Origin of the sequence: Pseudoruminococcus massiliensis, assembly GCF_900291955.1 — a bacterium.
GTDB lineage: Bacteria > Bacillota > Clostridia > Oscillospirales > Acutalibacteraceae > Pseudoruminococcus > Pseudoruminococcus massiliensis.
In genome coordinates this window covers 317,039-332,046 of sequence record NZ_OLMR01000002.1, presented here as the reverse complement: position 1 = coordinate 332,046, position 15,008 = coordinate 317,039, and the positions used below count along the sequence as shown (strand labels likewise).

Here is a 15,008-nt window from a genome sequence, read left to right as displayed (position 1 = left end):
AGATTTCAAGTCGTTTTTTAGTTATTTTCTGGGATTAAGCCTTAGTGTGCGAAGATAGGCTTTGTGTTCAGGACTTACTCGAAAGCTTTCTATTGCTTTTTGAATGGTTTTGTTATGAACCCACGGAGTAAGTTTTTTCTGTTCTATAAATTTAATTGCCGAAGAATATTGCTTTGCAAGAGCTGTTGCAAAATACCACGCAATCATCATATTTATGTAATATTCATTGCTAATGATTTTTGAGGCAAGCTCAAGGTGATTTTCTTCAAATTTTTCATCAAGAAAATATCGCATAAGCATACCAAGTCCATATCTTACAGTATAAGCTTGTTCTGAATTTATCCATTCGTTTATTTTTATAAAAAGTTCGTCTGTATGTCTGGCAAAAATTTTTGGTGACATTAAATCGCAGGTTGCCCAGTTATCTATATAGGGAAGAAATTCATCTGTTAAGCTTATAGCCTTATCATAATCCTTTATGGGTTCGATAAGTAACGAGTGAAGATTATTTTCCTCATAATATTTATGTGGAAGTATTGTTAAAAACTCATCAGCTTCGGCAGTTTTTGCAAGAGATTTTGCATATTTCCTTAGAATCGGCATTCTTATGCCGATAATAGTTTCAGGATTGACTGTCGGCATAAGCTTTGAATGAAAATTTTTATATTCTAAATCTTGCAAGGAGAGAAGCTCGGCACGAATCTTATTTTCTGTATTCATAGTATGCTACCACAGCTTTCAGCCTCTTGCTTTAAGTAATTAACAATTTCTTTTTCACTTTTCATTTTGAGAACATTTTCTGCAACTTTTTTTGCGTGAGCCTTGCTCCATTTTGAGATAGCTCGTCTTGTTTTGAGAGTTACTGCTGCCGAAACGCTGAATTCATCAAGTCCGAAAGCTATTAAAAGCGGTATCATAAGAGGGTCGCTTGCTGCCTCACCGCACATTTCAACTGGTATTCCAGCTTTGTGTCCACTTTCAATAATATGCTTTATAGCACGAATTACAGAAGGGTGAAAGGCGGAATAGAGATAGGATACATCATCATTTCCTCGGTCTACTGCCATAATATATTGTGTTAAATCGTTTGTTCCTATGCTGAAAAAGTCAACTTCTTCGGCGAGAATATCTGCTATCATCATTGCTGATGGAGTTTCTATCATAATGCCGACTTCAATATTTTCTTCAAAGCATTTTCCATTTTCTTTGAGCTGTTCTTTTGCAGTTTCAATAGCCTTTTTGACAGCTTTTACTTCTTCTATGCAGGTTACAAGTGGAATCATAAGCTTTATTTTTCCATAAATGCTTGCACGAAGAATAGCTCTTAGCTGTGTGAGAAAAATATCCTCTTGTTTCAGGCAATATCGTATAGCTCTGTTGCCAAGATATGGATTCTCTTCTTTCTCAATATTAAGATATGGAATTATTTTATCTCCGCCAATATCAAGAGTTCTGATTTTTACGGGCTTATGTCTGAATGTAAGTGCTGTGCGTTTATATTCAGTGTATTGCTCGTCCTCTGTGGGAAGTCTGTCTTTTTCAAGAAACATAAGCTCTGTTCTGAAAAGCCCGATACCCTCAGCAGTACACTCCTTGGCTTTTAAGGCGTCATCTGATGAAGCGATATTGCAGAAAAGAAGTTTTTTATCTCCATCGGCTGTAACTGTTGGAGCATTTTTATATTTTTTAAGCTCATTACGCTGTTTTATGTATTGGAGCTGTTTTTTGGAATATTCTGCAAAGGCTGCTTTATTTGGAGAAATAATAACATCACCTTTGTTTCCGTCAACAATAACAGTATCACCATTTTTTATATTTTGAAGTGCATTATCTACACTAAGAACCGCTGGAATACCTAAGGCACGAGCGATGATTGATGAATGAGAGGTTGCTCCGCCATTCTCTGTTATGATTCCTACAATGTTTTCACTATTTATTCCTGAGGTCATAGATGGAGTAAGAACATCTGCCACCACTACTGTTTCAGGAGGTGCGTCTTTGAGATTTATTTCTTCTATGTTAAGCAAAATAGCTAATAATGAATTTTTTATATCGAGAACATCTGTTGCACGCTGATTAGTCAGTTCATCATCGACAGAGGAAAACATTGAAATGAAGGAATCGCAGATTTTAGAAACTGCGTATTCTACACATTGACCACTTTTTATAAGGCTTTCGATTTCGCCCTGCATATAAGGGTCTTTGACCATTATTATATGACCAAAAAGAATTTCTGCCTCTTTTTCGCTTGCATTAGTGGCAATATTGTTTGCCATTTCCTTTGTTCTCATAATGAATTTTTCTACCGCCTTGTGATAGCGTTCAAGTTCCTCATTAATACTTCTGATAGCATAGCTATCAAATTTTATATCATGGCTTTCTATAACTAAAGCTTTTCCTATTCCAATGCCCTCAGATACACCTATGCCTTTTAACATAACTAATCACCGCCTTATTTAATAAAAATAAAATAGAACTATTTGATAACCGAAGTCATCAATCGGCGGATAAAATCCGCCGATTAGGAACAAAGAATGTTAAGGGCTTTGCCCTTAAAACCCACCAAAGGCTCTGCCTTTGGAATCCGCAAGCTTTTGAAAAAGCTTGAGCAAAACTTTTAAGTGTCTTAGGGAAAGTTCATTAAGCTAATTGGTAATTACTTCAACCGCGTCAACACAAGTTGATTTAAAATGTCGAGGTTTTGCTTGCAAAACCGATTCCGCGTCTTGACAGTGGCGGTACGCCACCGAAACCTTTAAGTATTTTACAGAAAAAGTGTAGGGGCGAACTGTGTTCACCCGTTTGATAACTTTTTTGATTGTATTAATACTAAATAGGTCTGATATTTGTTTTAATCAACATTAAAATCAGATGCTATGAGTTTTTCAGCCTTTTCAATAGCTTCTTTTTCATCTATACCATTGCATTGAAGCTCGATTTCGTCACCACATTTAATGCAAGCCGCCATTATATTTAAAAGGCTTTTTGCATTTATCATATCGCCTTTATATAAAATTTCAGAATCACAATCGTATTTGCACAGTTCATTTGCCAGAATCCCAGCAGTCCGAAGATGTAAACCCTCTGCTGAGATGATAGTAAATTTTTTATTAAGCATTTTAATATTCCTCCATATACCTTTAATAATAAAATCCATTTTTGATTAATCAAAAATTCCTGTATCTAAACTATGTTTTTTTATTGGTTCTCTTCGTTTTAGTACTGCAATTATAAGCATAGTTGCAAGTGAACCTGATAAAATTGCAAATAAATATCCTGATGGGTTTCCCATAAATGGAATTACAAAGATTCCGCCATGTGGAACTTGAAGCGTACAGCCTAAGGACATAGATACATTTCCTGCAAGCACTGAGCCTAAGAAACACGATGGTAAAATCGCCAAGGGGTCAGCCGCAGCATAGGGGATAGCTCCTTCTGTTATAAAGCACAGCCCTAAAACATAGTTTACTGCACCGGATTTTCTCTCTGCGTCTGAAAATTTACTTTTAAAGAAGGTTGTTGCAAGTGCTATGCCGAGCGGAGGTGTCATGCCACCAGCCATAACCGCTGCCATAACATCATATTTACCCATAGTAAGTGAAATTGTTCCATAGAGATACGCAGCCTTGCTGAGAGGACCGCCCATATCAAGAGCCATCATTCCGCCGAGAACGGCACCAAGCATTATTCTAGCATTTCCGTCAAGCATATTCAAATCATACATTAAATATTCATTTAATAGCGAGGCGAATGGATTTATAGCACCCATAACAAAGCCTATTACAATCATACCTGCAACAGGATATATCAAGACCGATTTTATGCCAGCTATACTTTTTGGGATATGTGAGCATAGACGCTCTAAGAACCACATAAAAATACCAGCGAAAAATCCTGCAAGTAACGCACCAATAAAGCCAGAAGATACGCCGCCTTGAGGATTAGTGAAGGTCATACCTATATTTGCCATAAGACCTCCGACAGCACCGATAGCAAGACCCGGTCGGTCAGCAATACTCATGGCGATATAGCCTGAGAAAATCGGTATCATACATTGAAAGGCGTATTCTCCAAGAGTATTTAAAAATGCGGAAACCTGTGTTCCTGTACCAAATACACCAAAATCAAGTGCGGAATTTCCAAGCATTATCATATCTAAAAAATATGACAGTGCGTGTAATATACCACCACCAATGGCGAAGGGAAGCATATATGAAACACCACTCATAAGGTGCTTATAACATTTATGTGCAATAGTTTCGTGCATTGGTATGGACGGCTTACTTATATATTCACTTCCTGATGTATCACCTTTATATTTATAAAGCTCTTTATTGCTGAGAGCGGCTTTTATAGTTTCCTTTGGCTTTCTTAAACCATCAGTAACAGAAGTTATAAAAACACGCTTGCCATTAAAGCGTTCCATATCAACATTTTTATCAGCGGCTATGATTATGACTTCGGCTTTCTCTATTTCTTCATCAGTTAAAACATTTGCCGCACCAGCAGAGCCATTTGTTTCAACCTTTATAGAATAGTGCATTTCTTTTGCAGTCTTTTCGAGGGCTTCTGCCGCCATATATGTATGTGAGATTCCCATAGGACAGGCGGTAACAGCAAGAATTTTATAGCCTTTATTTTCTTCTAAGGGCTCTGGATTTTCCGAAGCTTCATCTGGGAAAAGCTTATCCTCTAATTTATCTATGAAATCTATGAATTCGGCGGGAGTTTCAACGGCTGTTAATGATGAAAAAAGGCTTTTATCCATCATAAGCGTTGCTAAATGAGAAAGCAAATTCATATGTTGTTTGCCATCATTGGGCATTGCTATCATAAATATAAGGTTTACAGGTTTACCATCGAGAGATTTAAAATCTACACCATCTTCAACTGTCATAGCAGTTATGGCAGGTCTTTTAACTGCTTCTGTCATAGCGTGGGGAATAGCCATACCACCACCAATGCCAGTGCTTGTACTTGCTTCACGCTCTAAAACAGCTTTTCTGAATGAATCTTTGTCATTCAGGTTGCCAAGCCTGAAATGACATTCAACAAGAGTGTTGATTACTTCTTCTTTTGATTTTGGTTTACTTTTAAGTAAGATACCATCTTCATTCAAGAGGGAAGAAATTCTCATAGGGTCGCCTCCTTATAAAAATATGGCGTTAATATAGTAATTTGTATCTATATTACCATAAATTATGATGTAATCCAAGCACTTTTTACAAAAATCGTTTAGGCGTAAAGGGCTATTATGAGAATTAATAGAAGCTTGATGATTAATTTATAATAATTTTGAGAGAATCTGTAAGCTTACGAGTAATTTCTTACTTTGAATGAATAAAATTCTGACAACAATAATATAATGGCTAATAAAGAATTTTCGGAAGGGAGCTTGAAAATAATGGACTGGCACGCTCAATCCTCAGCTGATGTAATAAAAACTCTTAAAACAAATGAAAGAAACGGACTTTCGTCTGCCGAAGCTAAAAAAAGACTTGAAAAATATGGGAAAAACCGTCTGCACGAGCCTAAAAAGCCATCTCTATTTGCTAAATTTATAGCACAGTTTTCTGATTTTATGGTTCTTATACTCTTAGCTGCGGCTGGAGTTTCATTTGTAACCGCTATAATCGAGGGAACTGGAGATTTCATCGACCCTATAATGATTTTACTTATTGTTGTAATAAACGCTGTAACAGGCGTTATTCAAGAAAATCGAGCGGAGAAAGCTATTGAAGCACTTAAAAGGTTATCCGCACCACACGCAAAGGTTATTCGTGACGGTAAAGAAAAAAGTATTTTATCAGAGGAGGTCGTTCCGGGAGATATTCTTGTACTTGAAACTGGCGATATTCTTTGCTGTGACGCAAGAATAATATCCGAAGCCTCTCTTAAGTCTGAGGAATCATCTCTTACAGGAGAAGCTGTTCCGTCTGAAAAAAGTGCCAATATAATCTGTGAAAAATCTGCACCTATCGGTGATAGACACAATATGCTTTTCTCTACTGGAATTATATCCTCGGGAAATGCCCTTGCTGTTGCTGTTGAAACAGGTATGCGAACTCAAGTAGGAAAAATCGCCAAAATGATAAATGATGAGGAAAGCCCTAAGACCCCACTTCAGAAAAGTCTTGCGAAAACTGGTAAAATGCTCGGTATAGGTGCTATTGCAATTTGTATAATTATTTTTGTGCTCGGCTTATTACAGCAAATTCCGCCACTTAATATGTTTATGATTTCAATAAGCCTTGCTGTTGCGGCTATTCCTGAGGGCTTGCCTGCGGTAGTTACAATAGTTCTTGCACTTGGCATAAAGAAAATGGCGGCAAGACGGGCAATAGTCCGCAGAATGCCAGCTGTTGAAACGCTCGGCAGAGCAAATGTCATATGTTCAGATAAAACAGGCACTCTTACACAAAACAGAATGACTGTTACACGCTTAGAGCTTCCGAAGGGTTCGGCAAGCTTTAATTCTCCCGAAGGCGTATTTGCTCTTTCTTTATGCACACTTTGTAACAACAGCCGTATCAACTCTGACGGTACAGCCTCAGGTGACCCTACCGAGGGAGCTTTGGTTCTTGCGGCTCTCAAGGCTGGTCGTAAAAAAGAAAAGCTTGAACAGGAGCTTCCTCGTGTAAAGGAATTTCCTTTCGATTCAACAAGAAAGCGTATGACCACTATACATAAACTAAAAAATGGCGGTTATCGAATTATCACAAAGGGTGCTCCTGATATGTTGCTTCCGCTGTGTTCGGCAAGTTCAGACGGCAGAGGTATGACCGAAATTTCCCAAAAAGCTGTCATTTCAAAAAATGAAGCTATGGCGTCAGACGCTTTAAGAGTTCTTGCAGTTGCTTATCGTGATACAGTCACTATTCCCAAAACTGCTGATGAGGCTGAAAAAGGCTTGATTTTCACAGCGCTTATCGGAATGATAGACCCTCCTCGCCCAGAGGCAAAGCACGCTGTTGCAAGATGTAAAACCGCTGGAATTAAGCCTGTTATGATAACAGGCGACCATATCGCAACTGCAAAGGCTATTGCAAAGGATTTAGGCATTTTTTCTGGGAATGATAAAGCTATGACTGGTGTGGAGCTTGATAAAATTTCAGACGAAGATTTGACAAGAAACATTTTTTCATATTCGGTTTTTGCAAGGGTTTCGCCTGAACACAAGGTGCGAATTGTAAAAGCTTTTCGTTCGGCATCTGCCGTTGTAGCTATGACTGGTGATGGTGTTAATGATGCTCCTGCACTCAAAGCCGCCGATATAGGCTGTGCTATGGGTATTACTGGAACAGATGTCGCAAAGGGTGCGGCTGATATGATTCTTACTGATGATAATTTTTCAACAATAGTAGAGGCGGTTTCTGAAGGTAGAGGTATATATGAAAATATCAAAAAAACTGTTCATTTTCTGCTTTCAAGCAACATTGGCGAAATTATAACTGTATTTACGGCATTTCTTTTAAGACTTCCGTCACCGCTTTTTGCTATTCAATTACTATGGGTAAACCTCGTAACTGATAGCTTGCCCGCACTTGCTCTTGGTGTTGAGCCTACTCCTCAAGACATTATGGAACGCAAACCAAATGATGCAAAAAAGAGCCTTTTCGCTGACGGAATGATTTTCAATATTGCCATAGAGGGCTGTTTTATTGGTGCATTATCATTTCTTGCCTTTACCATTGGCAGAGTTTTCTTCGATAATGGTGGTGAACCTGTTGTTGGCAGAACTATGACCTTTGCTTCACTTAGTCTTTGCCAGCTTATACACGCTTTTAACATAAAAAGCGAACAATCAATTTTTAAGGGAGGGTTATTCACCAACCCAAAGTTAATTTTATCTTTTATAATCGGAGTTATAATGCAAGTTTCAGTTATATCAATACCAGCTTTAGCAACGATTTTTAAAGCTGTGCCTCTTTCACCTATTCAATGGCTTATAGTTGCGGGCTTATCGTTTATACCGCTTGTTGTAGTAGAGATTGAAAAGTTTTTTCAACATAAAACAACAAAGCATAAAGCTCCAACCTTAATTCATACAAAATTTAAATCAACACTTTAACTAACCGACTACCCTAAGACACTCAAAAATTTTGTGCAAGCTTTTTTAAAAGCTTGCAGGGCTGAGGGACGGAGTCCCTGATGGGTTTTAAGGGCAATACCCTTAACATTCTTTGCTCTTTGAGCGGTGGATTTTGTCCACCGCTTAATTTCGTTTGTAAGTAACATTAGTAAAAAGTGCGGATATTGTCTGCTTATTTGATATTAATGGTTTCGTCCTTAAAACCCATCAAAGGCTCTGCCTTTGGAATCCGCAAAGCCTAAACATTAAGCGTCTTGAAAAAGTCCGTCAACCAAGCTATAATCCATATTTTTTATAAGTATTATTGACATTATAAATTTTAATGATTATACTTGTATCACAACACTAATACATATTTTAAGGAGATGATACGGAATGTTTAAGCTGAAAAAGTATCTTAAGCCGCATATCGTTGCGATAATTCTTGCAATACTTTTTCTCTTTGGCGAGGCTGTCTGTGAGCTTGTACTTCCAAACCTGATGTCCGATATAGTCAATGTCGGTATTCAGAATACAGGTGTAGAAAATGCCTCCCCAGAAGTAATCAGTACTGACGGTATGACGCTTCTGAAACCTTTTATGAGCGATAATTCAAAAAAGCTCATAGAAAAATCCTATAAGCTGGTTGAGAGCGGAACAGATTCTGCCAAGGACTATGAAAATGCTTACCCAATCCTAAAAGAAAGCGGAAAAGGCGTCTATATCCTTACAGATTATTCTGATAGGTCTGCTCTTGATGACACCTTTGGAAAAGCGAGCGTAGCACTTATTGCTATGATGCAGGATTTTGCAAAGCAAGGAAATACATCAGCAAGCTCAAGTAAAGATATGGATATATCAAATGCTGATATAACGGAAATGTATAAAATAAATCCTATGCTTTCTATGATACCTCAAGCTAAGTTTGATGGATATATCAATGATAGCAATAATGCTGATAATCAGATTATAAACACTGTTGGCTGTGCAATGACCAAGCTTTTTTATAAGGAAGTTGGCATTGATATGGGACTGTATCAGTTTAACTATATCGCTAAAATTGGTGTATATATGCTTTTGATAACACTTGCAGGTGGTATCTTCGCTATTTTGGTTAGTCTTATAGCATCAAAGGTTGCCGCAGGTGTTGCCAAAGACCTTAGACGAGATTTATTCCAAAAGGTTGAAAGCTTCTCAAATCGTGAATTTGATAGTTTTTCCACCGCTTCCCTCATAACAAGAACAACCAACGATATTACACAAATTCAGATGTTTGTTGTTATGGCGATAAGACTTATCTGCTTTGCACCTATTATGGGCATAGGCGGTATGATTATGGCATTACAGCAGGGCGTTTCACTTAGTTGGATAATTCTGCTTGCTATTGTACTCTTAATTATTGTAATGGTTGTAATATGTATAGTTGCTTTGCCGAAATTCAAATCTATACAGAAAATGGTAGATAAGCTCAACCTCGTAACCCGTGAGAGCCTTACAGGTATGATGGTTATTCGTGCGTTTGGCACACAGAAGAACGAAGAAGAACGCTTTGATAAAGCTAATAAAGACTTGACCTCAGTAAACCTCTTTGTTAATAGGGTTATGGTCATACTTATGCCAATCATTACACTTATTATGAATGGTGTTACACTTTTAATTGTGTGGGTAGGTGCTCATCAAATTGAAGCCGCTCAAATTCAGATTGGTGATATGATGGCATTTATGCAATATGGAATGATTATTATAATGGCATTCCTTATGATTTCAATGATGTTTATTATGATTCCAAGAGCATCTGTTTCCGCATCTCGTATAGCAGAGGTTCTTGAGAGTGAGCTTTCTATTAAAGACAGCAAAAATCCAAAATCTCTCGGAGAAAATTCAAAGGGTGAAATTTCTTTCAATAATGTTTCATTTAAGTATGGAAATGCAGAAGATAATGTCATTGAGAATATAAGCTTTACCGCAAAGCCTGGTCAAACGACCGCCTTTATCGGCTCTACTGGTTCAGGTAAATCTACACTTGTAAATCTTATTCCAAGATTTTATGATGTTACAGCTGGTTCAATCACTTTTGATGGTATTGATATTCGAGATATAACCCAACACGAGCTTAGAAGTAAAATCGGTTTCGTACCACAAAAGGGTGTACTTTTCTCTGGTGATATAGCATCTAACCTCCGTTATGGTAAGAGAGATGCAAGTGATAGCGAAATTGCCGAAGCTGCTAAAGTTGCTCAGGCAGAGGACTTCATAAATTCCAAGCTTGAAAAGTATGAATCACCTATCGCCCAAGGTGGAACGAATGTTTCAGGTGGTCAGAAACAAAGACTTTGTATCGCAAGAGCCTTAGCTAAAAAAGCTCCTGTATATATCTTTGATGATAGCTTTTCTGCACTCGATTTCAAGACTGATGCCGCTCTCAGAAAAGCTCTTAAAAAATATACAGGCGACTCAACAGTTTTGATTGTTGCACAGAGAATAAGTACAATTATGGACGCTGAACAAATTATTGTTCTTGACGAAGGCAAGATGGTGGGCAAGGGAACTCACAAAGAGCTTATGCAAAGCTGTCCAACCTATCGTGAGATTGCTTCATCACAGCTAAATGAGGAGGAATTAAAATGAGCGAAAAAGTAAATAATTCACCTCAGAAACACAGAGGTCCTATGGGCAGAGGGCCTATGGGAGCAGTTGAAAAGCCTAAAAATTTCAAAGGCAGTACAAAAAAACTTTTAAAATATATGGGCAAATATAAAGGCAGAGTATCGCTCGTTATTATATTTGCGATATGCTCGACAATATTTAACATTGTTGGTCCTAAAATCTTAGGAAATGCAACTACAATCCTCGCAAATGGTCTTATGTCATCATTCACAGGAAGTGGCGAAGGAATCGACTTTATAGGAATAGGAAATATAATTCTCTGGCTTGTAGGACTTTATATAGTAAGTGCTTTATTCTCTTATATTCAGGGCTTCATTATGACCGATGTTTCTATGAAAGTAACCTACAATCTTAGAAAAGATATTTCAAAGAAGCTCAACAAACTTCCTTTGAAATATTTTGATGGAACAACAAACGGCGAAGTTCTTTCAAGAATCACCAATGATATAGATACCCTCAGCCAATCGCTGAATCAGAGTCTTACACAGATTATAACCTCTGTTACCTCTCTGATTGGTATTGTGATTATGATGTTCTCGATTAACTTCTATATGACACTAATCACACTTTGCATAGCACCTATTTCTTTTATCTTTATTATCGCAATAATCAAGAAATCTCAAAAGCATTTTAAGAATCAACAGGAATATCTCGGCAATGTAAACGGCCATGTTGAAGAAATGTATGGCGGTCATACAGTTGTTAAAGCTTTCTGCGGAGAAGATGAATCTCTCGAAACCTTTAATAAATATAACGATAAGCTTTATGAGTCCGCATGGAAATCACAGTTTCTCTCTGGAATTATGCAGCCAATTATGAACTTTGTTTCCAATATAGGTTATGTCGGAGTTTGTATTCTTGGCGGTTATCTTGCAGTAAGTCAGGGCTTGGCTGTCGGTGATATTCAAGCTTTTATGCAGTATGTAAGACAGTTTACACAGCCTATTATGCAGATTGCAAACATTTCAAATGTTTTGCAGCAAACTGTTGCCGCTTCTGAAAGAGTTTTCGAGTTTCTCGAAGAAGATGAAGAAATTCCAGAATCCGACCACCCAATCACAATTAACGAAAGTGATAAGCCAGACTCAGAGCTTAATGTCACAATCGAGGGCAGTGTTCAATTTGCTCATGTTCATTTTGGATATACAGACGATAAAATCATAATAAATGATTTTTCAGCTATTGTTGAACCTGGACAAAAAATTGCTATTGTCGGACCTACTGGTGCTGGTAAAACAACTATGGTCAAGCTTCTTATGAGATTCTATGATGTCAACGAGGGGGCTATTCTTGTTGATGGTTATGATATTCGAGATTTCAAGAGAGATGATTTAAGGTCACTCTTTGGAATGGTTTTGCAGGATACTTGGCTTTATAGCGGAAGTATTAAGGATAATATCCTCTATGGCAACCTTAAAGCCTCCGATGAAGATGTCATTAAAGCGGCTAAGGCAGCACAGGCTGACCACTTCATCAGAACACTTCCTGGTGGATACGATATGGTTCTCAACGAAGAAGCCAACAATGTATCGCAGGGTCAGAAACAGCTTTTAACTATTGCGAGAGCAATTCTTGCCGACCCTAAGATATTGATTCTTGATGAAGCAACAAGTTCTGTTGATACAAGAACAGAGGTTCTCATTCAAAAGGCTATGGATAATCTTATGAAGGGCAGAACAAGCTTTATAATCGCACATAGACTTAGTACCATCAGAGATGCTGACTTAATACTTGTTATGAATAACGGTGACATTGTCGAGCAAGGAAATCATAATGAGCTTATGGCTAAAAACGGTTTCTATGCCAATCTGTATAATAGCCAGTTTGCAGGTGCGGCTAACTAAACCTTAGCTAACACACTTTCCAAAGACAATTAAAAGTTTTGCTCAAGCTTTTTCAAAAGCTTGCAGGGTTGAGGGACGGAGTCCCTCATGGGTTTTAAGGGCAACGCCCTTAACATTCTTTGCTCTCTAAGCGGCGGACATAGTCCGCCGCTTATTTTTTTGTTATCAACATTAGTAAAAAGGGGGCGGACTTTGTCCGCCCCCTTCAGGAAGTAAGAGATGTTAAGGGCTTCGCCCTTAAACGGCGAGCCGCCGCCCCCAAGACGCGTAATCGGTTTTGCAAGCAAAACCTCGACATCTACAAGAGCAGTTTATTGCCACGGATAAAGAAATTACCAATAAACTACCCGAGGCTCTGCCATAGGTGACTATCTTTGGAAACCGTGAGCCTTTAAAAAGGCTCAAGCGAAACTTTTGAGTTTCTTGGGTAAGTGCATTAGCTTAAATGATGATTATTTTGCCCTTTAAGTATTTGTGCTTGAAATTTCTTCATTTGGCATATCAGGTGGTGTCATTCCCGAATTTTCGCCATTTGGCATTTTTGGAGGCTTGCCATTGTTGCCTCTACCAAAGCCGTCAGGCTTATTACCACCCATTCCGCCACCGCCGAAGCCATTTGAGCCATTAGAATATACTGTCGAACTCATTTCTATATCATAGCTTTCACTACCAACAGTAAGCTTGTATGCTCCGCTCTTTGTAATCTTAGCTGAGCTTATCACAACAGAGCTAAACTGCTTTGTTGATGTATAAGAAATAATCTCATTTCCGCTTGAATCAGCAAGCGTAATCTTTTCATCAGTAGAATGGCTACTTGAAAGATTATACAGAATTGAGCATTGAGTTGAGCTATCTGAGAAACCCTGTACCATTCCTGAACTACCAACTGCAACGAAAGTTCCACCGCTGATAGTTGCTGTGCCGTCATAATCCAAAGCACCGTTACCGTCATTTGTAGGACCGTTTACATAAATTTCACCGCCCTCAATTATGAGATTGCTGTTAGAATCAAGCCCGTCGCCAGAGGCATCAACTGTAACCTTACCGCCTGTAATCTTTATATAAATATCAGAATTTTCGGTAAAGCTGTTTTGTCCCATTCTTCCGCCCATAGAAGAGCTGTCACTGCCACCTGCGGAATTTATTCCGTCATCGCTTGCAGTAAGTTCTATTGTACCGCCATTTATAGTTACATTAGAACCCTCAATGCCTTCATAGCTTTTCTCTATAACAATATTACCGTTGTTAATAACTGTTGAGGTATCAGCGTGTATGCCGTCATCACCAGATTTAAGATTAAATGTTCCGCTCTCTATGGTAACATTAGAATTTGAGTGAATGGAATCGTCCGAGGTATCTGCGGCAATAGTTGCATTGCTGATTTTTATATCACCGCCTGCTTTAAGACCCTTTGCACTTGCAGTATCTTCTTCCGTTGTAGATGAATCCTCTTGTCCCCACTTACCCCATTGAGGATTGTCCTTACCTTCAGAGGTCTTTGAGGAATTTTCGCTTCCGCCACCAGTTTTAAGATTAATTTCGCCTTTTTCTATTGTAAGCGTCGTTTCTGCCTGAATAGCGTCAGTTGTAGAGGTTATGTTGATTTTTCCACCACAGATATAAATATATCCCTTTGAAGTATCCTCACTATTGTTAGATTTAATACCGTCACCCTCGGACTTAATTGTAATATTGCCGTCCGCAATTTTAACGCAGTCCTTACCGCAAATACCATTATTTTTTGCATTAACAGTAATCGTACCGCCTGTAATCACCAAATCATCTTTTGAAACGATACCATTTTTCATATTTCCGTTGACGATCAGAGAACCACTGCCGTTTATAGTCATATCCGCTCTGCTGAAAATAGCTGCATCAACATTGCTTTCATCGTCTGCAAGGTCTGTATAAGAAGTACCGTCTGTTATAATATTTTTAGTGTCATCTTTGAGGGTAATAAAAACCTTATCCGCAGATTTTATAAATATCGGTGAATGTGTTGTGCATTTTATCGTAAAGCCATTCAGAACAAGCTGAACCTTTTCACTATCCGTAACATTTACCACTATTCTGCCCTCATCTATTGAACCGCTCAGTACATATGTACCCTCCTTGTTGATTGTAAGCACACCGTCTTTAGCCGTTGCACCACTTCCACTTATGCTAAATTCACTTCCGCTACAAGAAATTTTAACTGCATCTGTTTCTTCATAACCAACATCCATATCACGAGCAGTAAAGTTTGCATTTACAGATTCCGCTTTAACTGTCTTGCTCGATTCCGAACTACTTGAGCTTGTGGTAGCTTTACTGCTGTCAGAAGTAACAGAAGTTGTCTGTGGCGAATCGCCTGAACAGCCCGCAAAGGCTGAAACTATAATAAGTGCGGACATTAACACCGCAAAAATTCTTTTACCTTTCATTTC

9 protein-coding genes are annotated in these 15,008 nt (G+C 38.3%); 3 read left to right on the top strand and 6 right to left on the bottom strand.

What is annotated here, in order from left to right; translation table 11 throughout:
- Positions 1 to 21: 21 nt before the first annotated feature.
- The 4 genes from C9914_RS04380 to C9914_RS04365 all read right to left on the bottom strand — a co-directional run bounded on the left by C9914_RS04380 (position 22) and on the right by C9914_RS04365 (position 5,137).
- Positions 22 to 720: a DNA alkylation repair protein gene (locus C9914_RS04380; protein WP_106763636.1), complete on the bottom strand. Its 699-nt coding sequence runs from the start codon at positions 718 to 720 to the stop codon at positions 22 to 24.
- Complete coding sequence (gene ptsP, locus C9914_RS04375) at positions 717 to 2,438, bottom strand: phosphoenolpyruvate--protein phosphotransferase (protein ID WP_106763634.1); 1,722 nt, start codon at positions 2,436 to 2,438, stop codon at positions 717 to 719. The genes C9914_RS04380 and ptsP overlap by 4 nt, the downstream gene beginning before the upstream one ends.
- A 413-nt stretch (positions 2,439 to 2,851) precedes the next feature.
- Positions 2,852 to 3,118, bottom strand: a complete 267-nt coding sequence (locus tag C9914_RS04370) for an HPr family phosphocarrier protein (RefSeq protein WP_022265374.1) — start codon at positions 3,116 to 3,118, stop codon at positions 2,852 to 2,854.
- 45 nt (positions 3,119 to 3,163) lie between these two features.
- The gene (locus tag C9914_RS04365; protein ID WP_106763632.1) at positions 3,164 to 5,137 is read right to left on the bottom strand and encodes a PTS fructose transporter subunit IIABC; all 1,974 of its coding nucleotides are present in this window, start codon (positions 5,135 to 5,137) and stop codon (positions 3,164 to 3,166) included.
- Between the two features lie 267 nt (positions 5,138 to 5,404).
- Here C9914_RS04365 and C9914_RS04360 point away from each other — a divergent pair, with 267 nt between their 5' ends.
- The 3 genes from C9914_RS04360 to C9914_RS04350 all read left to right on the top strand — a co-directional run bounded on the left by C9914_RS04360 (position 5,405) and on the right by C9914_RS04350 (position 12,582).
- Positions 5,405 to 8,071: a calcium-translocating P-type ATPase, PMCA-type gene (locus C9914_RS04360; protein WP_106763630.1), complete on the top strand. Its 2,667-nt coding sequence runs from the start codon at positions 5,405 to 5,407 to the stop codon at positions 8,069 to 8,071.
- Between the two features lie 396 nt (positions 8,072 to 8,467).
- Positions 8,468 to 10,699 carry an ABC transporter ATP-binding protein gene (locus tag C9914_RS04355; protein WP_106763628.1) on the top strand — a complete coding sequence of 744 codons (2,232 nt, stop codon included), beginning with the start codon at positions 8,468 to 8,470 and terminating at the stop codon, positions 10,697 to 10,699.
- A complete protein-coding gene (locus C9914_RS04350; RefSeq protein ID WP_106763627.1) occupies positions 10,696 to 12,582 on the top strand; it encodes an ABC transporter ATP-binding protein in 1,887 nt (628 codons plus the stop codon). Before C9914_RS04355 ends, C9914_RS04350 begins: the two co-directional genes overlap by 4 nt.
- A 29-nt stretch (positions 12,583 to 12,611) precedes the next feature.
- Here C9914_RS04350 and C9914_RS04345 read toward each other — a convergent pair whose 3' ends face one another.
- Both C9914_RS04345 and C9914_RS04340 read right to left on the bottom strand, forming a co-directional pair.
- Positions 12,612 to 12,869, bottom strand: a complete 258-nt coding sequence (locus C9914_RS04345) for a hypothetical protein (protein ID WP_106763625.1) — start codon at positions 12,867 to 12,869, stop codon at positions 12,612 to 12,614.
- A 177-nt stretch (positions 12,870 to 13,046) separates the two neighbouring features.
- Complete coding sequence (locus tag C9914_RS04340) at positions 13,047 to 15,005, bottom strand: carbohydrate-binding domain-containing protein (RefSeq protein ID WP_106763623.1); 1,959 nt, start codon at positions 15,003 to 15,005, stop codon at positions 13,047 to 13,049.
- Positions 15,006 to 15,008 lie beyond the last annotated feature (3 nt).

Coding starts and splice junctions, on each gene's coding strand:
- C9914_RS04380 (WP_106763636.1), bottom strand. CDS start 720: ATGAATACAGAAAATAAGATTCGTGCCGAGCTTCTCTCCTTGCAAGAT.
- ptsP (WP_106763634.1), bottom strand. CDS start 2,438: ATGTTAAAAGGCATAGGTGTATCTGAGGGCATTGGAATAGGAAAAGCT.
- C9914_RS04370 (WP_022265374.1), bottom strand. CDS start 3,118: ATGCTTAATAAAAAATTTACTATCATCTCAGCAGAGGGTTTACATCTT.
- C9914_RS04365 (WP_106763632.1), bottom strand. CDS start 5,137: ATGAGAATTTCTTCCCTCTTGAATGAAGATGGTATCTTACTTAAAAGT.
- C9914_RS04360 (WP_106763630.1), top strand. CDS start 5,405: ATGGACTGGCACGCTCAATCCTCAGCTGATGTAATAAAAACTCTTAAA.
- C9914_RS04355 (WP_106763628.1), top strand. CDS start 8,468: ATGTTTAAGCTGAAAAAGTATCTTAAGCCGCATATCGTTGCGATAATT.
- C9914_RS04350 (WP_106763627.1), top strand. CDS start 10,696: ATGAGCGAAAAAGTAAATAATTCACCTCAGAAACACAGAGGTCCTATG.
- C9914_RS04340 (WP_106763623.1), bottom strand. CDS start 15,005: ATGAAAGGTAAAAGAATTTTTGCGGTGTTAATGTCCGCACTTATTATA.